Origin of the sequence: Arthrobacter sp. MYb214 (genome assembly GCF_002979865.1) — a bacterium.
Classification (GTDB): domain Bacteria; phylum Actinomycetota; class Actinomycetes; order Actinomycetales; family Micrococcaceae; genus Glutamicibacter.
Genome location: NZ_PCPZ01000004.1, coordinates 133,971 through 154,882 on the forward strand (window position 1 = coordinate 133,971; position 20,912 = coordinate 154,882).

The 20,912-nt window shown below is 62.1% G+C and carries 24 protein-coding genes; 18 read left to right on the plus strand and 6 right to left on the minus strand.

Going from position 1 to position 20,912, the window contains the following annotated elements; genetic code table 11:
* Positions 1–82 precede the first annotated feature (82 nt).
* The 5 genes from CQ012_RS11475 to CQ012_RS11495 all read left to right on the plus strand — a co-directional run bounded on the left by CQ012_RS11475 (position 83) and on the right by CQ012_RS11495 (position 5,414).
* On the plus strand, positions 83–583 hold the full coding sequence (locus CQ012_RS11475; protein ID WP_105656581.1) for a flavin reductase family protein: 501 nt from the start codon (positions 83–85) through the stop codon (positions 581–583).
* Between the two features lie 1,068 nt (positions 584–1,651).
* Positions 1,652–3,007 carry a replicative DNA helicase gene (gene dnaB, locus CQ012_RS11480; RefSeq protein ID WP_105656572.1) on the plus strand — a complete coding sequence of 452 codons (1,356 nt, stop codon included), beginning with the start codon at positions 1,652–1,654 and terminating at the stop codon, positions 3,005–3,007.
* Between the two features lie 61 nt (positions 3,008–3,068).
* Positions 3,069–3,806 (plus strand): ZIP family metal transporter, encoded by a 738-nt coding sequence (locus tag CQ012_RS11485; protein ID WP_105662220.1) that lies wholly within the window; start codon positions 3,069–3,071, stop codon positions 3,804–3,806.
* A 23-nt stretch (positions 3,807–3,829) separates the two neighbouring features.
* Positions 3,830–5,212 (plus strand): MFS transporter, encoded by a 1,383-nt coding sequence (locus tag CQ012_RS11490; RefSeq protein ID WP_105662221.1) that lies wholly within the window; start codon positions 3,830–3,832, stop codon positions 5,210–5,212.
* A gap of 13 nt (positions 5,213–5,225) precedes the next feature.
* Positions 5,226–5,414, plus strand: coding sequence for a helix-hairpin-helix domain-containing protein (locus tag CQ012_RS11495; RefSeq protein ID WP_105656632.1), 189 nt, complete (start codon positions 5,226–5,228; stop codon positions 5,412–5,414).
* 10 nt (positions 5,415–5,424) lie between these two features.
* Here CQ012_RS11495 and CQ012_RS11500 read toward each other — a convergent pair whose 3' ends face one another.
* Complete coding sequence (locus CQ012_RS11500) at positions 5,425–5,757, minus strand: GNAT family N-acetyltransferase (protein WP_105662222.1); 333 nt, start codon at positions 5,755–5,757, stop codon at positions 5,425–5,427.
* 17 nt (positions 5,758–5,774) lie between these two features.
* Positions 5,775–6,776, minus strand: a complete 1,002-nt coding sequence (locus tag CQ012_RS11505) for a pirin family protein (RefSeq protein WP_105662223.1) — start codon at positions 6,774–6,776, stop codon at positions 5,775–5,777.
* Between the two features lie 181 nt (positions 6,777–6,957).
* Between CQ012_RS11505 and CQ012_RS11510 the strand changes: the two genes are divergently transcribed.
* The 3 genes from CQ012_RS11510 to CQ012_RS11520 all read left to right on the plus strand — a co-directional run bounded on the left by CQ012_RS11510 (position 6,958) and on the right by CQ012_RS11520 (position 8,261).
* Positions 6,958–7,419 carry a MarR family winged helix-turn-helix transcriptional regulator gene (locus tag CQ012_RS11510; protein ID WP_105656568.1) on the plus strand — a complete coding sequence of 154 codons (462 nt, stop codon included), beginning with the start codon at positions 6,958–6,960 and terminating at the stop codon, positions 7,417–7,419.
* Positions 7,420–7,505: 86 nt separating this feature from the next.
* Positions 7,506–7,763 (plus strand): hypothetical protein, encoded by a 258-nt coding sequence (locus CQ012_RS11515; RefSeq protein WP_286134083.1) that lies wholly within the window; start codon positions 7,506–7,508, stop codon positions 7,761–7,763.
* A gap of 57 nt (positions 7,764–7,820) precedes the next feature.
* Entirely contained in the window at positions 7,821–8,261 is a 441-nt protein-coding gene (locus tag CQ012_RS11520) for an SRPBCC family protein (protein WP_166650752.1), read from the plus strand.
* 46 nt (positions 8,262–8,307) lie between these two features.
* On the opposite strand, the gene CQ012_RS18010 is transcribed toward CQ012_RS11520, so the two are convergent.
* Positions 8,308–8,526: a hypothetical protein gene (locus CQ012_RS18010; protein WP_353616150.1), complete on the minus strand. Its 219-nt coding sequence runs from the start codon at positions 8,524–8,526 to the stop codon at positions 8,308–8,310.
* On the opposite strand from CQ012_RS18010, the gene CQ012_RS17905 reads away from it, so the two are divergent.
* Positions 8,461–8,679: a hypothetical protein gene (locus CQ012_RS17905; protein WP_286134654.1), complete on the plus strand. Its 219-nt coding sequence runs from the start codon at positions 8,461–8,463 to the stop codon at positions 8,677–8,679. The genes CQ012_RS18010 and CQ012_RS17905 overlap by 66 nt on opposite strands.
* On the opposite strand, the gene CQ012_RS11530 is transcribed toward CQ012_RS17905, so the two are convergent.
* Entirely contained in the window at positions 8,676–9,440 is a 765-nt protein-coding gene (locus tag CQ012_RS11530) for an SDR family oxidoreductase (RefSeq protein ID WP_105662226.1), read from the minus strand. The genes CQ012_RS17905 and CQ012_RS11530 overlap by 4 nt on opposite strands.
* 199 nt (positions 9,441–9,639) lie before the next feature.
* On the opposite strand from CQ012_RS11530, the gene CQ012_RS11535 reads away from it, so the two are divergent.
* Positions 9,640–10,656 carry an AEC family transporter gene (locus CQ012_RS11535; protein ID WP_105662227.1) on the plus strand — a complete coding sequence of 339 codons (1,017 nt, stop codon included), beginning with the start codon at positions 9,640–9,642 and terminating at the stop codon, positions 10,654–10,656.
* 106 nt (positions 10,657–10,762) lie between these two features.
* Positions 10,763–11,098, plus strand: a complete 336-nt coding sequence (locus tag CQ012_RS11540) for a cupin domain-containing protein (RefSeq protein WP_105662228.1) — start codon at positions 10,763–10,765, stop codon at positions 11,096–11,098.
* 67 nt (positions 11,099–11,165) lie between these two features.
* On the opposite strand, the gene CQ012_RS11545 is transcribed toward CQ012_RS11540, so the two are convergent.
* Complete coding sequence (locus CQ012_RS11545; protein WP_105662229.1) at positions 11,166–13,439, minus strand: ABC transporter permease; 2,274 nt, start codon at positions 13,437–13,439, stop codon at positions 11,166–11,168.
* 170 nt (positions 13,440–13,609) lie between these two features.
* Here CQ012_RS11545 and CQ012_RS11550 point away from each other — a divergent pair, with 170 nt between their 5' ends.
* Positions 13,610–14,266, plus strand: coding sequence for a TetR/AcrR family transcriptional regulator (locus CQ012_RS11550; protein ID WP_181149066.1), 657 nt, complete (start codon positions 13,610–13,612; stop codon positions 14,264–14,266).
* A 98-nt stretch (positions 14,267–14,364) separates the two neighbouring features.
* Here CQ012_RS11550 and CQ012_RS11555 read toward each other — a convergent pair whose 3' ends face one another.
* Positions 14,365–14,559: a hypothetical protein gene (locus CQ012_RS11555; protein WP_105656560.1), complete on the minus strand. Its 195-nt coding sequence runs from the start codon at positions 14,557–14,559 to the stop codon at positions 14,365–14,367.
* A gap of 322 nt (positions 14,560–14,881) precedes the next feature.
* Between CQ012_RS11555 and uraD the strand changes: the two genes are divergently transcribed.
* The 6 genes from uraD to CQ012_RS11585 all read left to right on the plus strand — a co-directional run bounded on the left by uraD (position 14,882) and on the right by CQ012_RS11585 (position 20,876).
* Entirely contained in the window at positions 14,882–15,376 is a 495-nt protein-coding gene (gene uraD, locus CQ012_RS11560; protein WP_105662231.1) for a 2-oxo-4-hydroxy-4-carboxy-5-ureidoimidazoline decarboxylase, read from the plus strand.
* Positions 15,377–15,443: 67 nt separating this feature from the next.
* Positions 15,444–15,800: a hydroxyisourate hydrolase gene (gene uraH / locus CQ012_RS11565; protein WP_105656558.1), complete on the plus strand. Its 357-nt coding sequence runs from the start codon at positions 15,444–15,446 to the stop codon at positions 15,798–15,800.
* Positions 15,801–15,804: 4 nt separating this feature from the next.
* Positions 15,805–16,728, plus strand: a complete 924-nt coding sequence (pucL, locus tag CQ012_RS11570) for a factor-independent urate hydroxylase (RefSeq protein WP_105656557.1) — start codon at positions 15,805–15,807, stop codon at positions 16,726–16,728.
* 75 nt (positions 16,729–16,803) lie between these two features.
* Positions 16,804–18,339 (plus strand): nucleobase:cation symporter-2 family protein, encoded by a 1,536-nt coding sequence (locus tag CQ012_RS11575; protein WP_105656556.1) that lies wholly within the window; start codon positions 16,804–16,806, stop codon positions 18,337–18,339.
* Positions 18,340–18,634: 295 nt separating this feature from the next.
* Positions 18,635–19,597 (plus strand): ROK family protein, encoded by a 963-nt coding sequence (locus CQ012_RS11580; RefSeq protein WP_286134656.1) that lies wholly within the window; start codon positions 18,635–18,637, stop codon positions 19,595–19,597.
* Between the two features lie 67 nt (positions 19,598–19,664).
* The gene (locus CQ012_RS11585) at positions 19,665–20,876 is read left to right on the plus strand and encodes an MFS transporter (protein ID WP_105662233.1); all 1,212 of its coding nucleotides are present in this window, start codon (positions 19,665–19,667) and stop codon (positions 20,874–20,876) included.
* Positions 20,877–20,912: the final 36 nt, after the last annotated feature.

Sequence of the window (20,912 nt, forward strand, 5' to 3'; positions counted from 1 at the left end):
TTCAGCCCAAGCGGCTTCGAGTAACGAGAAGCCAATGCTTGCAGGCTACTGCGCGGTGGGCAAGACCCAAAGGAATCGAGCCATGTCATTGAATCTTGAACTTGACCCGTTGACCCTGCGCAAGGTTTTCGCTCAGCATCCATCAGGGGTAGCCGCCCTCTGTGCAGAACTGGATGGCGTGAAGACGGGAATTGTCGCTTCATCGTTTACCGTGGGAGTTTCCCTCGAACCTGCACTGGTGATGTTCGCCGTGCAGAAGTCCTCGAACACTTGGCCAAAGCTGCGCGAAGCTGGCCGCATTGGCGTCTCAGTGCTGAGCGAACGCAATGATGGTGTCTGCGCTCAGATTGCCTCGAAAAATGGCGACCGGTTCCGCGGAATCGATACCTATTCCTCGGATCAGGGCGCGCTCTTCGTCAACGACTCAACGTTGTGGCTGGAGACTTCGATCTACAACGAGGTCGAAGCGGGGGATCACTGGGTAGTCCTGATGGAAGTCCACGGGCACCGCACCTCCGAGCACTCGCCACAGATCTTCCATGATTCGCGGTTCCATTCGCTGCCGATTCCTGAGCTCGTATAAGCGCTTCGCATCTTCCAAAGCTCCGGCCAGATCAAAACATCGATCTGGCCGGAGCTTTTTGAATTCCGGTTAGGCGGGTTGAGCCGTTCCCCGCAGCCCTCGACACCGGCAATGCCCGTTCTCTCACGCCACCCTGAAGACGTGGCAAGATGGCTGGCAATCTCATGGCCTGCCTTCTTGGGCCAGCTGCCCCAGGCATTTGGCGATAACCTCGTCATCAAAGTATCTGTCGCGAGAAACCTTGAACTCGCCATATCCGCCACCCGCCTGGGCTGTCGAACAGAACCGCGCAGATAGCTCATGGATCCTCGCTGCACGCTGGACCAGAGCGGCAGCGAATTGCCGGCAACCCTCGGATGGGGCTTCCGAGCCATGCAAAGGCTGCGCATCACAAATGAAACCGGCGCTTTATGGCGTCTTCACTGCCGCGCGTCGCGGACGCGAAGTGGCGAGAGTGCGCCGGCAGCCCAGTCGCTGATCCAGGTTCGCCCGCCGAGTCGTTGCACACATTAAGTTATCCACCGCCCCCGAACGCAGAAACCCTAGCCGATTGTGGACTACTGGAAGATCCGGCCTTGCTGGCGAATTTAATCCACGGTGACTTAGGGTTTTGTAAATTCACCAGTATCCACAAGGTTATCCACAAAACTGTGGACAAGACGTGGGCAAATGTGTACAAAGGGTGAAAAACCCCGGGAACTGGGCGATTAAGGGTGTTGATAATCTTGGGTCGGTTGGCGTGAGCTTCAATGAATTAATTTTCTGTCCACAGGTGTGCGAATACAAACAACCAAGTCAACAGATATTAATGATACGTAGAGTGGGGTAATCCACAGAGTTCTCCCCAGACTGTGAACAGGGAACTCCACAGGTAGAGGAGTGTTATCCACATATTCTGTGGATAATGAGGTTTACGCCTGTTAATAACAGCCCTAGTGTTGGGTTCGGGAGAGAAATATCCACAGGCGCCTGACATCCAAATGTCCGTATCGACTGACACGATGAAGCGTTGCCATGAGGCAAGGATAATTTTTCCCAGCGGGTCAATAGGGGATGGAAGTGTCTGCAATGAGTGCTGAGCCGGTTTACGAAGGACGAGATTCCGACGCAGGGCGCAAGCCGCCACAGGATATCGAGGCCGAGATGTCGGTCCTCGGTGGCATGATGCTCTCCAAGGACGCCATTGCTGACGTCGTTGAATCCATTCGCGGCACCGACTTCTACCGTCCCTCCCACGAATCAATTTACGAGGCGATTGTCGACCTCTACGGTCGTGGCGAACCAGCCGATGCGGTCACCGTAGCCGACTTGCTGACCAAGCGCGGCGAGATCTCGCGCATTGGTGGCGCCGCCTACCTTCACAATCTCATCCAGCAGGTTCCAACTGCAGCCAACGCCGGGTACTACGCAGAAATCGTGCGCGAACGCGCCGTGCTGCGCCGATTGGTTGACGCCGGAACGCGTATTGTCCAGATGGGCTACTCTCCAGATGGTGAAGTTGATGCGATCGTCAACGAAGCCCAGGCAGAGGTCTACAAGGTGGCCGAGAACCGCAGCAGTGAAGACTACGTGCGCCTTTCGGACATCATCGAAGACACCGTTGATGAAATCGAGAACGCGGCCAACGCGGGCGATGGCATTACCGGTGTGCCCACCGGATTCTATGAATTCGACGAGCTGACCCAGGGCCTGAAGGGCGGCCAGATGATCATCATCGCCGCCCGTCCTGCGGTGGGCAAGTCAACCTTCGCGCTGGACTTCGCCCGTTCTGCTGCCATCAAGCACAATATGGCCACCGTGTTCTTCTCCTTGGAAATGGGCCGCAATGAAATTGCGATGCGCCTGCTCTCGGCCGAAGCATCCATCCAGCTCCAGGATCTGCGCAAGGGCTCGGTGGAAGACGCGCAGTGGACCAAGATCGCCACGACCATGGGCCGGCTGAACGAAGCCCCGTTGTTCATTGATGATTCGCCGAACATGTCCATGATGGAAATCCGTGCCAAGTGCCGTCGCCTCAAGCAGCGCAACGAGCTGCGCATGATCATCCTGGACTACCTGCAGCTGATGAGCTCGGGCAAGCGTGTGGAATCGCGCCAGCAGGAAGTTTCCGAGTTTTCGCGTAACCTCAAGCTGCTCGCCAAGGAACTCGACGTTCCGTTGATTGCGCTGTCGCAGCTGAACCGTGGTTCCGAGCAGCGTACCGACAAGAAGCCAATGGTTTCGGACCTGCGCGAATCGGGCTCGATTGAGCAGGACGCCGACATGGTGATTTTGCTGCACCGTGATGACGTCTACGACAAGGAAAACCGTCCGGGCGAAGCTGACGTGATTATCGCGAAGCACCGTGCCGGTCCGACCAAGACCATCACCGTGGCCTTCCAGGGCCACTACTCGCGCTTCAACAACATGTCCACCGAGGGTTAGTCCCAGTCAGAACTCATATGGCACCTACTAAGCCAGCGAATTGCTGGCTATAGTGGGTGCCATGTTCGCTTCGATGCAGGCTTTGCTGTGGGGCACTGTGGCCGGCTCGGCCCTGCTGCTGGGATCTGGCGCGGCCTGGTGGCTGAAGATCCCCAAGGTCTGGGTCAGCGCCATCATGGCCTTCGGTGCCGGGGTCCTGGTCAGCGCACTGGCCTTCGAGCTGGTGCTCGAAGCCTATGAAACTGGCGGCCTCGTTGCGACGCTGGGCGGCGTGATCGTGGGCGCTGCCTTGTATTTCGGCGCGAACCGGCTGCTGGCCTGGAGAACCTCAAAGCGGCAGGCGCAGCGCGCAGGAGAGCAGGAGCCATCGGGAACCGCGCTCGCGGTCGGTGCACTCATCGACGGCATTCCCGAGTCCGTGGCCCTTGGACTTTCCGTGGTCGCCACCGCGAGCATTAATCCGGCGATGCTCATCGCCATATTCATCTCCAATGTCCCCGAGGGACTGGCGAGTACCGCACAGATGAAAGCGTCCGGGCGCAAGGGGTCCTCGATCGTTTTGCTCTGGGGATCGATAGCCATTTCCTGCGGCATCGCTGCCTTCCTCGGAGCGCTGCTGCTGGAATCCATGCCCGGTGAAGTGCTGGCCTTCGCCACCGCGGTCGCTGCCGGAGGCATCTTGACGATGATCGCCGACACCATGATCCCGGAAGCCTACAAGGTGGAGCACGACTACACCGGGTTGCTGGTGACCTCGGGCTTCCTGGCGGCCTTCAGCCTGCACGTGATCGGCGGCTAGGGGAAACCTGAGATCATGGATGCATGCCCCTGAACCGCAGCAGCCAATCAGCCGAGCGCGCCGAGTCCACGATCTATGCTCCGCAGTATCTTGCCACCACCCTTGGCATGTTCGTGCTCGTCTTCCTGGTCGCTTTCGAATCCATGGCCGTGACCACGGTAATGCCACTGGTCAGCGAGCTGCTGGAGGGCGAACGCTACTTCGCGCTGGCCTTTGCCGCGCCAATCGCCAGCGGGATGCTGGGGATGGTTGCCGCCGGAGAAGTCACCGACCGGTGGGGGCCCAAGCACCCGCTGTCCATCGCCGTGGCCGTTTTCTGCATTGGGCTGCTGATCTGCGGTTCAGCCGAGAACATGCAGGTCCTGATTGCCGGGCGCATCTTGCAGGGAATTGGCGGTGGCGCGATCACCGTCGCCATCTACGTGCTCATTGCCCGCGCGTATCCTGCGCATCTGCATTCCAAGATCTTCGCCCTGTTCGCTACCGCCTGGGTGGTCCCGGCGCTGATCGGCCCCTGGCTGGCCGGCTTGATGGCCGTGCACCTCGGTTGGCGCTGGGTGTTCTCCGGCGTGGCGGTGCTGGTGGTTCTCGCGTTCTGCGGGATCGTGCCGGCGTTGAAGTCGCTGAGCTCCCAGCGCAATCCGGACCTGGGGCCGATTTCCAAGAAGCGGCTGATGCTGGCCGGCCTGGCTGGACTGGCTGTCATCTGCATGAACTTGCTCGGCAATGCGCAGGGCAGCTGGTCCCTTCTGGGACTGGTCTTGGCATTGGCGGTAGCCCTTGCAGCAATTCGCCCGTTGCTGCCTAAGGGCACGTTCAGCTTGGCCAAGGGGCTGCCGTCCACCATCATGACCCGCATCTTCGTGGCCGGGGCCTTCTTCGGCGTGGAAGTCTATCTGCCGTACCTGCTGCGCGAGGATTACCAGCTGGGTCCCGACCGGGCGGGCCTGATCCTGACGGCCTCGGCATTGTGCTGGTCGGTGGGTTCATGGCTGCAAGGAAAGCTGGGGGATAAGGTGGAATCCTCCACCTGCATCACCGTGGGTGCGATCGCCGGCAGCGTAGCGATTTCAACCGCATTGGCCACCGCGATCTTCCATCCGCCGGTCCTCGTGCTGGTCTGCGGATGGGCCGTGGGCGGCTTCGGCATGGGGATGATCTTCCCGCGGCAAAACGTGAACATGCTGGCCCTGTCTGCCAAGGATGAACAGGGATTCAACTCATCGGCAATGACCGTGGCCGACTCCCTGGGCAACGCCGGAACCACCGCCATCGGTGGCGTCATCTTCGCGATGGCCGCCACCGGGATGGAGTTCATCTCGGTCTTCAGCTTCAGCCTCTTGCTGATTCTGGTCCTGATCGCGATCTCGCCGCGCACCAAACCTGTTGCGCAGCCAGCAGCCTGACTACGCTGGGATCATGGACACAGAGCTTCCCAAGACGAGCAACCCCGCCGCCAGGGCTTTCGAGCAGGCCGGCATCACCAGTCTCGAGCAGGCGGGGCAAGCCGGCACCGCGGCGCTGCTCGCGCTGCACGGCGTCGGCCCGAAAGCCATCCGCATCCTCCGCGACGAGCTGGCCGCACGCGGCCTCAAGATGAACCCCTGAGATCTCCGGTTTAGCCGCGCGGCAGGATGCCCAGGTGGTCCTTGTCCGGTTCCACGATATGCTGCGCATACTCGGTGTGCTTGGCAACGTAGGCCTTCACGTACGGGCAGACCGGAACGATCCTGGCACCGCTGGCGATGGTGTTCTCCAGCGCGAATTTCACCATGACGCTGGCTAGGCCCTGTCCGCCGTATTCCTCATCCACGGTGGTGTGGAAGAAGATCCGCTCGACGCCTTGGGCCCCATCAAAATCGCGGTAGTGCGCCGCTCCGATGATCTTGCCGTCATCGTCGAGGGCGAAGCGCTGGCGCTCGGGCAGGAATACTGGTTTGATGTCGCTCATTGGGAGTTCCTTATTGGTTAGGCGGGGTTCACGCGCGGGCGCAGGCGAACGGTGGGAAGTGCTGGAGCCGGCAAGGCTGCCGGAGTATTAGGCGAGAAAGGCCCGAAGCGATCCTCGAAGGCATCCCCGGGCTCGGCCCCGATCTCGGCCTGCCATTGCGCGCGGAACGCGAGGACTTCCTCATGGGTGCGGCCTACGAAGTTCCACCACATCAGGATGTCTTCCTTCAGCGGCTCTCCGCCGATGAGCAGCGCTAGAACCGGCTGGTCCCCGGACTTCAGGCGCAGGGTCGTGCATCCCGCACGCACGAACCCGAGATCGCGTGGAGCGAGTTCATGGCCGTTGACTTCAAGATTGCCGGAGTCCAGGAGGATCCCGTGCTCATGGTGCCCGGGGACAACCACTTCGATCTCGGTGTTCGGTTCAAGGCGCAGTTCGGCGCCACCGAGCTCGGTGTGCGTCTTCACCGGGGAGGTGGACGACTTGCCCGACACCCCGTAGGTGCCAAGGAAGACCGACAGCGACCAGCCGGGAGCGGTGAGCGCTTCCGGGCGGTAGTTCTCAAAAGTATGTTCCATATCCCGTGCATGATCCGGCAGCGCGGTCCATAGCTGGGCGCCGTGAAGGATGGTGGTGTCTTCGGTGAGGATCTCCGAATGGCTGATTCCGTGCCCGGCGGTCATCAGATTGACCTCGCCGGGTCGCACGGTCGCCGTGAACCCGGCCGAATCCATATGGTTGATCTCTCCGGTGAAGAGCCAAGAGACAGTCTGCAGTCCGGTGTGCGGGTGACGAGGCACGTTCATCCCGCCGGTGACTGCGACATCGTCAGGACCGTAATGGTCCAGGAAGCACCAAGCGCCGATCAGGCTGCGCTGCTTTTGCGGCAGTGTCCGGAAGACCGTCATTGCCCGCGGACCGCCCAAGGGCACTTCGCGTGGTTCCAGGATTTCAACCTCTGCCTGGGAACGCACTGCACTGCAGCCGATCTCCTCAGGCCGGTGCTCAAGATTGCTCATATGCCAAGGCTATTCACTGTGGCCCGCTTTGACTACTTGCGCCACCGATTCGAACGCAACTGGAATTGGCGCTGCGACCCGGGGCAGCTTTCGGCCCGGGCACGGTATTCTCGACCGCGGTACGATCAATGCAGTGGTATATGCAGTGGTATTAGGCATCTTTCAAGGAGCTTGCGACAACGTGGACAGTGCTATTCTTCGCGACGAAGATCTTCTCAAGCTGGAAAAGCAGGTGTGCTTCGGCCTGGCCGTAGCCTCGCGCTCGGTGATCTCGGCATACAAGCCCGTGCTGGATCCGCTGGGGCTGACGCATCCCCAGTACCTGGTGATGCTGGCCCTTTGGGACTTGGGGCCGATCAGCGCCCGTGCCCTCAGCGGGCATCTGCACCTGGATCCGGGAACGCTTTCCCCGTTGGTCAAGCGCCTCGAAACTGCCGGTTTGGTGGCAAAGACGAAGAACCCGGACGATGAGCGGGCCGTCATCATTCAGCCCACCGAGAAGGGTGCCGCGCTGCGTGCTGAAGCGGTGGAGGTGCCGCGCGAAATGATGGCCCGGCTTGCCCTGACCGACAAGGATGTGCTGGAGCTGCGCGGCATCCTGGACCGCATTATTGCTGCAGGTTCGAACGCTCCGAAAAGCTAGAACCCCATTTAGTTGGTGCACCAACTAATGACGTATGATTGAAGTGCCAGTACTCGCAAACCCAATGACCGAAGAGGACGACAATCATGGATGAATCACCCCTGCCGATCATTTCCGATACCACCGGACTAAGCGTCGGCTACCGCATATTCTGGCGTCTGAAGTACTTGGGATTGTCCATCTTCGGTCCGGCCGAGCGCCGTGTCCTCGCTAGCCCTCGCGAACGCATCAAATGGGACCGTGCAATGAAGGTCATGCGCGCCCATGAAGCTGCCGGAACCTCGCCGGATGAGCAAACGCTGTACACTGCGAGCCGCATGGAGCCTCGCCGTCCGCAGGGGTAGCGGCGCCCGCAGCTGAACCTGATGGCGGGCCGCGATAATATTGACCTTATGGAATCGATGACTGAACTCGTAGTCGCCCGGCAATTTTCCGCACCGAAGAACGCCGTTTGGGCTGCCTTCGTCGAGCCGGAAATCATCGCCCAGTGGTGGGGCCCAGATGGCTGGCTTGTCGAGGAAGATTCCGTCGTATTCGAAGCCAAGGTCGGCGGCCGGCATGAGCTGAACATGGTGCAGGCTGATAACCCGGATGCCAAGGTGCCGCTCAAGGCGGTCCTGACGTCTTTCGACGAATACGAATGCCTGGTCAGTGCCGACGGCCCGCACGAAATGACCTTGGACCTCGTGATTGAAACCCGTATCGAATTCAAGGAATTCGCCGGGCAGACGATGCTGACGCTGACCCAAACCCCATTGCCTTATGAGGTTATCGAATCCAGCACCAAGGCATGGAATTCCGCTTTTGCGAAGCTCGAAGCGCTGCTGGCGGAATTCTTCTAGGCCTTTTGCCCGGCAGGGGAAGAACCAGCAAAGTAGCTGCGAGCGGCTACCAGCTTCGCGGTCTTGCCGGCCGAGGCAAAACGCAGCACGTGGCTGAAAGGCGTTTCCTTGCCGCCACTGGCCAAGACCCATCGGCGCTTCCTTCCTTGCCATGGGTGAGGATGCTCAGGAATTGCAATCTGGTGGCCTCGGGGAGAGCTTGGGCCCACTGCTCCACCGCATCGCGCCCACGGAGAATCTGCTCACCCGGGAACTCCCACACCACATCATCGGCGAGCCACTGGCGCAGTTCTGGCAGGTTCTTGCCGTGCAGTGCAACCAGAAGCCCCATGAGGATCTGATGGCGCGGAGCATTGCCGCACGTAGCCGGAGAATCTACTTGCAAGCCAATGCCTCCCTCCCGTTGCCCGCGGACTAGCCTCGCCCGATGTATGGCATGCCGCCAGCGGTGATGGTGAATTGGTTGATGGACGTACCGATCGGAACCCCGGCGATGTACGCAACGGCTTCAGCGGCTTGGGCCAGCGGGAATGTCGGCTCGACGAGCCGCTGGCCGCCCGGTTGCAAGGCACCCTGGGTGGCACCGAAATCATCGAGCAGGTCACTGGCGGTGTTGCCGATATCGAGCTGCGTGGCCCTGATCCGGTGCTCCCGTCCATCAAGTTCTAGGCATTTGGTCAGGCCGGCGATGCCGTGCTTGGTGACGGTATAGGCAACGGAGTTCACGCGCGGAACCTGCGCTGAAATCGATCCATTGTTGATAATGCGTCCCCCGCCGTTGGCCTTGAAATGGGCAAAGGCCGCGCGGGCCGCGTTGATGGCCCCGGTGAGGTTGACCCGGCAAACCTCATCCCACTGGGCCGGACTCAGCTCATCGATGGCTGCCGAGGGACCGAAAATTCCGGCATTATTAAACAGTGCATTGACCTTGCCGAAACGTTGCGCCGCTTCGGCAAACAGGTGTTCCACAGCCTGCGGATCACTAACATCCGTGGGGACCACCAAGGCGGAACCGTGGCCTTGCGCCGTCTCATGCAGGTTAGCCGCGGTGCGCCCGGCGAGCACCACATTCCATCCCTGCCCCAGCAGCAGGCGGGCGGTGGCGCGGCCTATGCCTGATCCTGCGCCAGTGATGGCAATCGTGCGCGGGGCATGCGGGATTCCAAGTGAGTGGGACATCAATTCTCCTTGCGGAAAGCTCAACAGTATTGGGACGAGGCGCGTGGTCTCATCCTAGGAATTTGCGCCGCCAAACCCCAGTTTTCGGCTGCATGTTGCGAAGCGCCCCCGAGCGCATTTCCCGGATCAGCCTGGAAAGCAACTAACCTTGAAGTGCTCGGTCCCCGCAACCCCGGCCGAACATCTCCTAAGGAGGCTTGTGTTCCTCGACGTGCTCTATGGTGTGCTGCCGCTGTTCTTCGTCATGCTCATCGGCTACGGCGCCAGCCATGCACCCAAATTCCCGGCCAGCGTGGAACCGGCACTGAATGTGTTCGTCTTCTATGTCGCCTTGCCGGCGCTGCTCTACAAGGTGGTAGCCCGGGCGGATATCAGCGAAGGCGTGCCGCTCGCATTCCTGTGGATCAGTATCGTCTCCGCGCTGCTTTTCGCCCTGCTCAGCTGGCTGGCTTTCCGCTATCTGCTGTGCGCAAACCGGGCGCGGGCGCTCGCCGGCATGCTGACCACCAGCTTCGGCAACGTGTCGTACTTGGGAATCCCGATTATCCTCGGCGTCATGGGCACAGAAGCCGGGTTCGCCGCGGGCATGGGGCAACTGGTCCACAACATCATCTTCATGGTCGGATTCCCCATCCTCGCCCAAATTCTCTTGCCCAACGGCAAAGGAGGTCAGCATCCGGCAAGCGCCGCGCGCATCGCCCGGACCATCCGCAATGCCCTGGTTTACAGCCCGGTCACCTGGGCCATGGTCCTTGGCGGCACGGTAGCAATCCTCGGTGTGCCCGTACCACGGCCGGTGGACGACACCGTTGACCTGATATCCGCCGCGGCCGCCCCGGGGGCGCTCTTCGTCATCGGCATGTCGCTGAAGCGGACCATTGACCGTTCGCGTGCCAGGAAGCATGCACCGGTTGCTCCGGATGGCTCTGGGGCTGGCGGCAGCTGGGCGAGAACCTCCATCGCGGCCATGGTGCTGGGCAAACTCGTGGCGATGCCATTGCTGACGGTGGCCATGCTGCTTGTTTTCGCCCCGGATCTGGATCGCATCTGGTTCAATGCCGCGGTGCTCATGGCGGCCATGCCGGTCAGCGCAACCGCCTACATCATGGCCCAGAACGACACCGGGGATGGCGAGCCGACCGCGGTGGCCATCGTGATCACCTGCGTCCTGTCGGTCATTGCCTTGCCGGTGCTGGCTCAATTGGTACTGAAGTAGTCCCCGCGCTTTCCTTGACCTTTGCCCCGGTGCGGGGACAGTCTTGTAGCAGCACAGGCTAATCAGCCCGGAGTATCCAGCCCGAGAGATGAGATGCAGGGATTTGATGAAGAAGTTTTCGCTGGCCGCCATCGCCCGAACCCAGCTGAGGGAAGCCGCGGATGCAACCAATGGCCGAGCTGCCAGCACGGTTTTCGGCGGACATGATCACACCCTGCGCCAAACCGTCATTGGGCTCACGGCCGGCACCGAGCTGCAAGAACATGTGAATCCCGGCGAAGCGACACTGCTGGTCCTCCAGGGCAGGGTCACCGTTTCATCCATGGGCAACCAGTGGGAGGGGCGCAGCCAGGATCTCATTGTGCTTCCCGAGGGGAGGCTGAAAATCAGCGCCACGCAGGATTCCAGCGTGCTGCTCACCGTAGCCAAGATCGATCGCTAGGGGACACCAAAATGCGGGCCAGTTCACATCCATGAACCGGCCCGCATCTGCAGGGGAGAAGGACTGATTAGACGCTGACCGCGTCCTTCTCCCGGTCTCCAGTGCCGCTTTCGCCGGCCGCGGCTTCGGCGTCTGCCAAGTCCCCGGCTTCAGCGTCGATGGCGTCGGCGGATGCCGCGGCTTCGCTCGCCTTGGCTTCAAGCGCCCGGCCTTGCAGCGCGGCGAGCTCCTCGGCGGAAACCGGGTGGCTGGAGGTCTGCACCGGCTTGAGCTGGTCGATGACCATGGTCACGGCCAGGCAGGCCAAGGCCCAAATGGCCAGGACCACCAGGTGGGAGCCGAGCCCGACCCCGTCGAAGTAGACGATCGCGCGGATGGCTTCGACGGCAGCCGGCATCGGCAGGATGTCGTGCAGGATGGTGAAGATGCGCGGTTCCATGTAGATGGACAGCCCGCCATTGGAGGCGGGGACGCCCAGGAACATCACGATCAGCATGGTCGGGACCAGGCAGACCATGCCCAGCAGGCGGTTGAATACCGTGGTGAGCATGGCCACCGCGAAAATCGCGAGCATGCCGACGCTGAACAGCTGCCCGAAGTGGCCCTCCACTGCCCCGGTGAACGGGCCGGCGATCAGGCAGAGCACGGCGGACATGAAGGCCGAGTACACGGTCACCAGCGGGACCAGTTTCTGCAGCGGGGCCATGTGCGGTGCCGCGGTGGCGCCGACCATGATGACCATGAAGCCTGCCATCACCCAGCCCATGCCCAGGTACATGGCCACGGTGCCCATATTGTCGTGCTCCGGAAGCGGGGCCAGCTCCTGGTGGTCCACGTCCATCTGCTGCGCTTGGCCGATCTGCGTGAACACCTGGACCACCAGCTGCGATGCGGCGTTGCCGGAAGCCTGGGCGGTATAGACGGCAGCTTCCGGGCTCTGCTCCGAAGGCAGCACGAAGGCCCCTGTCAGCTCCTGGGACTCGACCAGGTACCGGGCGTCAGCGGCATTGTCCATGGCGGTTAACTCGAACATGCCCTCCATGGATTCGTTCAGCGAATCCACGGTCTGCTGGGCCTGCTCCACGGAGGAGCCCACGACGGCTACCGGCATGTCGCGTGGCACCGGGGTCTGCATGGCGCCGAGCATCGAGCTGAGCATGATGGCGATCATGCCGAAGGGCAGCGCGGCCAAGGTGATGTAGCGCCACGCCTTGTTCTTGGGGCGCGGGCCGCCATGCAGGGAAGCGACATTGATCTGGGTGGGGATATCGCTCTTGCCCTTGGCGATGCGCAGGGCATCGAGCAGGGCGACCAGCAGCAGCGCCGCGACGGCACCGCCGGCGAGAATCAGGATATGCCGGGCCGCTCCGTCGCCGTTGAAGTACAGCACCGAGCGCATGGCTTCGCCCAGGGCCGGCATCGGCAGGAACTGGTGCAGGAACGGGAAGATCTTCGGCAGGGTGTAGACCGACATGCCCATATTGGAGGCCGGCTGGCCCAGCACCATGAACAGGAACATTCCGGGGATGACGGCCATGGCGCCGAATATGCGGGTCAGCAGCAGCTGCCCGGCGCCCACGGCGAAGACGCCCAAGGCCAGGGTCGACCACGCGGGCAGGATGCTCGCGGCAGGAATGACGCCCAGGATCGGGCCGCCGACGAGGATACCCAGCCCGGAGAGCAGGATCGACCATCCGCCCAGCAGCGGCAGCGCGCGGCGGCGCTTGAGCAGTTCCGGGGAGTTCGAGAAGGCCATCGACCAGGGCATGTAGCCGGCAGTGATCATCGCGGTGGCCAGCAGCATGGCGCCCATGCCCATGGAGTCGTTCTCCGGAAGCGGCACCAGATCCTGGGAAGCCAGTTTCAGCGACTGCTCCATGATGACCGGCGTGAGCACGGCCGTGATGGCCGAGGTGGCTGACATGCCGGCGCCGCTGGCGGTGTACAGCGTGGCCGTATCGCCATCGAGGTCCACCGCAGCGGTGACTTCGCGGTCGTAGACCAGCTCGCGGGCTTCGCGGGCCGAGTCCACGAAGCGCAGGTCCACGGCCTCAGCATTGCTGTCCTCCAGCGCCCGGGCAAAGTCACTGGCCGCTGCGCTGCTGGTGGACGAAATGGCCACCGGCATGTTCGCGGCCGACTGGTGGTGCATGGCCCCCAGGTAGCCCCAGATCATCATGCCCACGATCATCAATGGCATGATGAACACTGCGACAGTCCTGCCGATCTTTTCGGCCTTGGCGCGTTTGGCGGCCGCTTCCTGCTCGGAAAGAGGCTGCTTCTCGTGCTTGGCCCTGCGGGAGGGCGGCGGGTTTTCAGTGACTGCGGCGTCGTTGCTCAACTGCGCCTGCTCCTTGGATTCTCGGTCTGCAGCGGGGTGCGAGGCAACCCGCCAAGGTCTTTAGTTGAATACTAACAACTAATTTACGCCACATGGCGTAAAATTGTCAGCAACTGTGCCGAGGTTCACTTCCTGGACGCCGGGACGAGATGATGCGAGGAAAGGCGGGAATGGTGAGCCGACACGGCGATAAGGCGCGGGAGGTCTTGCTCGATGCGGCAGAAGAGCTCTTCGCGAGCCACGGCATAGACGCCGTATCGAATCGGAAAATTACCGAGCATGCCGGTACTGCCAACCATTCGGCGATCAAATACCATTTCGGGAGCCGCGAGGACCTGTTGCAGGCCATGCTCCAGCGGGCGCTGGACGACATGCGCAGCTGCCGCAACCGCCTGCCATCCCTTGCTGGCGGACCGGAGGCGAGCCTGCGCGAGGTGGTCACCGTGCGGACCCTTCCCTGGATCTATTCCTTTGACGCGCTGCCGCGGCCCTCCTGGCGGGCGCAATTCCTCTACCAGGCACGGCTGCATCCAGGACTGCCGGCGATTGTGGGCGACAGCCTGCGCAACGAGGTGCTGAGCGTGGCGGGCCCAGGACGTGCTCGCAAGGAATTCGAGGGCATTCCGGAGGTCGTGGTCAGGTCGCGTGCGCTGATTCTCGGTCCGATGTTCCTGGGGCTGTGCGCGCAGTACGAGCGCACGGTCAATGAAGGCAAGCAGCAGGGCAACTGGGAATCGCTGGGCTACTTCCTGGTCGATTCCATGGTCGGCATGCTGGCGGCGCCAAGCACCGCTGCGGCCGACTTCATGGGATTCGGCGAGGACTAGCCGGGCTGGCGCGAGGCGCTGCAGCTGGAATTAAAAAAACGCAGAGGCCAGGTCCCGACGCCTCAGGGGTTGGCCTCTGCGTGGTCTTCAGGGGACGCCTAGCGTCCCGGGTGCTGGCCGAACAGGCGGCTCCACAGCGAGGGAGCCTCGCGGGTGATCCGCGGCTGGCGGGCAATATCCGGATCCAGGTTCTCGATGGGCTGGAACAGTCCGGTGCGCAAGGCGTCGGTGGTGGCAATGAGGCGCTGGCCCTCCGGTGTGCAGTTGATCTTGCTTGGGTTGATAGCGGTCATTGCGACCCTCCTTCACGATTTCGCATTTCCACAATATGGAAATTATCTTCTGTGTTGTGAAACCATTATGTGGGCTAGGTCGGAGCGTTTGCAATAGCTGGGCGCAAAATTATCTATCCACAATATGGAAACCGGCAAAAAGTCACACTTGTTAAAGTTTTTCCAGCTTTCGCTTGACTGCGACGCTGTGAGGTGGATTACAGTGGTCACACAAGGTTCCACGAAACCAGCATCGAGTCGAAGCCGAAGTCTCCTTCGGTGGTAAGGGTGTTCAGCCAAGGTCCGTGGAAAGAACGACCGTTTGAAAAGAGCTGATCACCCGATGCGTTTAGACGTATTCAACCAATTGCCCGCAGCCGAGGCCGCTGATTTCCTGCGCCCCTGCGTCGATGTCGACCGCTGGATCGATGCCCTTGTTTCCGCCCGTCCTTTCAGCAGCTTCGATGCGCTTTCCAGCTTTGCGCTCCAGGACGTCGCTCCCTTCAGCCGCGAGGAAATTGCCGCCGCCCTGGCCCACCATCCGCGCATCGGCGAACAGGCGCAGGGAAGCAGCAAGGAAGCGGACCTCTCCCGCGGCGAACAGGCAGGCCTGGACCTTGATGACGATGTCGCCTGCCGCCTGGCAGCAGCCAACCGGGCCTATGAGCAGCGCTTCAACAGGGTCTTCCTCATCCGCGCCGCCGGCCGCAGCACCGAAGAAATCCTTGCCGAATGCGAACGCCGGCTGGCCAACGCAGAACAGGCCGAACTGCTTGAAGTAGCCGAGCAGCTGCGCCAGATTGCGCTGCTGCGGCTGGAGAACTCGGTGGACAACTAAGCCCATGCCCGGGGTGAACCCCTGCGCATTTATCGATACCAATCCCTCCGACAGCCAGGAGATGAACATGGCAGATGGAAATGGCGAACGCAGCCACATCACCACCCACATACTCGACACCGGGACCGGGAGGCCTGCCTCCGGTGTCAAGGCCACGCTGGAAGCCAAGACGGCATCCGGCTGGCAAGAAATCGGCTCGGGTTCCACGGATGCCGATGGCCGCATCAAGAACCTCGGACCGATACAGGTTGAAGCCGGCCGCTACCGGATTTCCTTTGAAACCGGCGGCTACTTCGGGAAGCAGGGAACGGAAAGCTTCTTCCCCGCGGTAAGCATCGATTTCTTCGTCAACGACGTCGACGAGCACTACCACGTACCTCTTCTTATCAGCCCGTTTGCATATTCCACGTACCGAGGGAGTTAGAACAATGACTACCGAAATCACCGCCCCAGCAGATACCAAGATCGTGCTGGGCTCCAACCAGTACGGCAAGGCCGAAGTCCGCCTGGTCAAGATCACCCGCGACACCGTGCGCCACCAGATCCAGGACCTGAACGTCACCAGCCAGCTGCACGGCGACTTCACCGCCGCGCACCAGGACGGCGACAACGGCCGCGTCGTCGCCACTGACACCCAGAAGAACACCGTCTATGGCCTGGCCCGCAACGGCGTGGGCGCCATCGAGGAGTTCCTGGTGCAGCTGGGAAACCACTTCACTGGCGAATTCGAGTGGATCACCGGCGGCCGCTGGGCAGCCCAGCAGTTCTTCTGGGACCGCATCAACGACCATGACCACGCCTTCTCGCAGAACAAGTCCGAAGTGCGCACCGCCGTGCTGGAAATCGACGCCGAAGGCAAGAAGTCCATCGTTGCCGGCCTGGAGGACCTCACCGTCCTGAAGTCCACGGGCAGCGAGTTCCACGGTTTCCCGGTGGACAAGTACACGACCCTGAAGGAAACCACCGACCGCATCCTGGCCACCGACGTGACTGCGCGCTGGCGCTACACCGGCCAGGCCATCGCCCAGGGCATCGACTTCGACGCGGTCTACACCTCGGTGCGCCACCTGCTGCTGACCCGCTTCGCCGACACCCACTCGTACGCGTTGCAGCAGACCATGTTCCAGATGGGGCAGGCAGTGCTCGAAGCGCATCCGGAAATCGCCGAAATCAAGATGTCCCTGCCTAACAAGCACCACTTCCTGGTTGACCTGGAAGTCTTCGGCCAAGACAACCCCAATGAGGTCTTCTTCGCCGCGGATCGCCCATACGGCCTGATCGAAGCGACGATCACCCGCGAAGGCACCGAGGCGAATCACCCCATCTGGGCCAATATTCCGGCATTTATCTAACTGAACGGCGTTGAAGGTGGGCCGGCGCTGGCACGCCGGCACACCTTTGGCAGCGACTGACGTAGGAGGTCAGCCTTGAGCGCTACACAAGATGAATCTATCAAAGGCAATCGTCCCGAGGACGCGAAGCTCCCTCTGGGGAAGTCCTTTGCCTATGGCCTGCAGCATGTCCTGACGATGTACGGCGGCATTATCGCCCCGCCGCTGATCATCGGAAACGCTGCCGGCTTGGCCCCGGACGAGGTGGGCCTGCTGGTCGCCTGCTGCCTGTTTGTCGGCGGGCTGGCCACCATCCTGCAAACCGTGGGCATCCCGTTCTTCGGGGCGCAGCTGCCGCTGGTCCAGGGCACGTCCTTCGCATCCGTGGCTACCATGGTGGCCATCGTCAACGGGGGAGGCGGAATCCAGGCGGTCTTCGGGGCCGTGCTCGTCGCAGCGCTGATCGGCTTCCTCATAGCGCCGTTCTTCGCCCGCATTGTCAGGTACTTCCCGCCGGTGGTCACCGGCGTGGTCATTACGATGATCGGCATCTCGCTGACCCCGGTCGCGGCCAACTGGGCCATGGGCGGGGACGCCAAGGCCGATGACTACGGGTCGCTGGCCAACATCGGCCTGGCCGCCGGAACACTGCTGGTGGTCCTGCTGCTGTCCAAGGTCGGCAATGCGGCGATTTCCCGCATGTCGATCCTGCTGGCCATCGTGCTGGGCACCGTCGCCGCAGCGCTGCTGGGCATGGCCGATTTCTCGCAGGTCGGGCACGGCGCGATCTTCGCCTTCCCGCAGCCACTGGCCTTCGGCATGCCGGTCTTCGAAATCGGCGGCATCATCTCGATGACCATCGTGGTGCTGGTGATCCTCACCGAAACCACCGCAGACATCCTCGCTGTGGGCGAGATCGCCGGATCGAAGGTGGATTCCAAGCGCATTGCCGACGGCCTGCGTGCCGACATGGCCTCTTCCGCAGTGGCGCCGATTTTCAATACCTTCACCCAGTCGGCCTTTGCGCAGAATGTCGGCCTGGTGGCCATCACGGGCATCACCAGCCGCTTCGTTGTCGCGGCCGGTGGCGGCATCCTCGTCGTGCTCGGCTTGCTGCCGATCCTCGGACGAGTGGTCGCTGCCATCCCGACTCCGGTGCTCGGCGGCGCAGGCATCGTGCTCTTCGGCACCGTCGCCGCTTCCGGGATCCGGACCCTGTCCAAGGTGAAGTACGACGGCATGAACCTGGTGATCGTCGCGGCATCGATTGCCTTTGGCTGCATCCCGATTGTGAAGCCGGACTTCTACGCTGGATTCCCCACGTGGTTCGAGACGATCTTCCACTCCGGGATTTCCTCGGCGGCCGTGATGGCCGTGCTGCTGAACCTGCTGTTCAACGAACTCAAGTTCGGGAATACAAAGGATGCATCGGTCTTCTCGGCGGCTCCGCCGCGCATGGTCAAGACCGAGGAGATCTGCGGATTGCTCGATGGCGACCACTACGTGGGCGGCAAGCTCATCGACAAGGAAGGCTACGAAATTCCGGTGGTCACACCCGATGAATTCGAGCAGATCCAGACCGGAGCCATCCAGATGCCTGTACCCAGGCCTGCCGAGACATCAGGGCACTGAGGAATCGGCCCCATCCGAACCCGACGTCTACGACGAGCTCGATGACGAGAAGTAGCAGCTAGCGCGAAATGCTCGCAAACTCCGGTTTGCGGGCATTTTGCGCGAGCTCGAGCAGTTGCACTTCACAGCGCGAACAGCCAGGGAGCACCGCCGGACGAGTTTTCCGGGCACCTTGCTCAGGGCTGGCCCAAGTGCTGGACTGCGTTGGATGTTCCGTGCAGGCACCGGACCAGTCCCGGGCTCCTGTGCGGCAGCGGGAGCATCGGCGTTTTGCGAGGGTCTAAGCTAGATGACTGTGAGTTCAGCAAATCTTTCCATCGGCGTTGACATCGGTGGCACCAAAATCCTTGCAGCCCTTGTGGATCAAGAGGGGAACGCCTTCGGGCAAATCCGCCGCGAGACACCTGACCATGACGTGGCGGGGACCGAACGTGCCCTGGCTGAGATGATCCGCGAGCTCTCGAAGGGCAACGAAGGTCTTCCGGTGGGCATTGGAGCCGCGGGATGGATGGACCGCAAGGGGCAGAACGTGCTGTTCAGCCCCCACCTGTCTTGGCGCAATGAACCGGTGCGCGACCGTCTGATGCAGCTGGTAGGACATGAAGTGACTCTGGTCAACGACGCTGATGCGGCCGGCTGGGCCGAGCATCGTTTTGGCGCGGGCCGGGGCGAAAGCGACATGGTGTGCCTGACCCTCGGAACGGGGATCGGCGGGGCGGTCATCCTCGGAGGGCAAATCCACCGTGGCAAGTCCGGGATTGCTGGCGAATTCGGGCACCAGGTGATCGTTCCCGGCGGCCACCGGTGCGCCTGCGGAAACCGCGGTTGCTGGGAGCAGTACGCCTCTGGCAATGCCCTGGGCCGGGAAGGAGCCGAACTTGTGCGCAGCAAATCACCGGTGGCCTTCCGCCTGCGCGAGGCCGTGGGCGATGATCCGGACGCCGTTACCGGGGCGGAGGTAACTCGACTTGCCGCAGAGGGCGACCCGGCGTGCGCCGACCTCATTGCGGATATGGGCGAATGGCTCGGGTTGGGCATTTCGAATCTGGTCTCGGTTCTGGATCCGGGGACCATCGTTATCGGCGGCGGCTTGGGCGCGGCGTCGAAGCAACTGGTGGCCACCGCGGAGGAGACTTACCGCCGCACCCTCTCCGGCAGGGGCTACCGTCCCTTTGCGAAGATCAGCCAAGCCGAATTGGGTCCGTTGGCAGGCCTGATCGGGGCTGCTGATTTGGCGAGGTTCAATCAACAGCAATAATCATTGACAGGACATTAGGTCTTATCTAGGCTCAGGTTGTTATTCAACACGAGAGCGAGGTTCCGGCATGGCCCTGCCAGAGAAGCCGCCGCAAACCCGTGGCTGGCCGCTAGCAGTCGTTTTGGGAACCTACGCGGCCGCCATGTGCGGTACCACCATGCCGACCGCGCTGTATCCAATGCTCCAGGATGAATACGGCCTGAGCACCGCCGCCTCGACCCAGCTTTTTGCGATATACGCCCTGGTGGTGCTCACGGTGCTGTGCATCTTCGGTTCCCTCTCCGACGCCATTGGCCGCAAGCCCGTCATGATTCTCGGGCTGCTCTCCTCGGCCGCCAGCGGGATGCTCTATGCCGTGGCCACCGACGCGCCCATGCTGTTCATTGCCCGGGCCCTGTCCGGGGTGTGCGCCGGGCTGGTCACCGGTACGGCCACAGCCTATTTGGCGGATCTGGTCTCCAGCTCCGGACGCGGTGCCGCCATTTCCAGCCTGGCGAATATGGCGGGACTCGGCAGCGGGCCGGCCTTGGCGGCATTTCTGACTTTCTTCTTCCCGGCTACCCCCATGATCGCCTTCAGCGTGCACGCGGTGCTTTCGGGCCTGTGCATCGTGCTGCTGGCCATGATCCCCGACAGTGTTGCGCACCGCCGGGGCGGATGGAAACTCAGCCTTCCGCTGGTGCCGCGTTTGGCACGACGTGACTTCTGCGTGGGCGGACTGATGACCCTGGGCTTTGCGGTCATGGGCGGCTGTACAGCCATGACGTCCATCCTGGTGGTCCGCGCCTTTGGGATTACCGACCTGCGCCTGCTGGGGCTCATCGGTTCGCTGATTTTCGCCGCCACTGCCGTGGGCCAGAAAGCGGGCGGGAAGCTGGTCAGCGAAAAAGTGCAGCTGGGCTATGCCGGGCTGGCGGTGGGCGCAGTGCTGATAGCTATTGCCCCGAGGTTGGGCGGGAGCCTGGCGGTCACGGTGTACCTGGTTGGCCTGGTGGTTGCTGGACTGAGCCATGGTGCGCTGTTCCCGGTGGGACTGGGCATCGTACTGCGGCGCATCGAGCTGCGGCATCGAGGCAGCGCCAGCTCCGCCTTCTGGGTGCTGGGCTACGCCCTGACCGCACTTGGGGCGCTGGGGCTGGGCTGGGTAGGGCAGATCAGCGGCGAATCGATGGCAGTGACCTGCTTCGGCGCAATCATCGCACTGTGCGCAATCGGGTGCGCCAGGCTTCATCGCAGCTGGGAGGATTCCGCAAACTCGCGGATCCCTGCCGGACCCTAGGCCCGTGTGCGGCGGGCATTGCTGGCAAGACAGCCG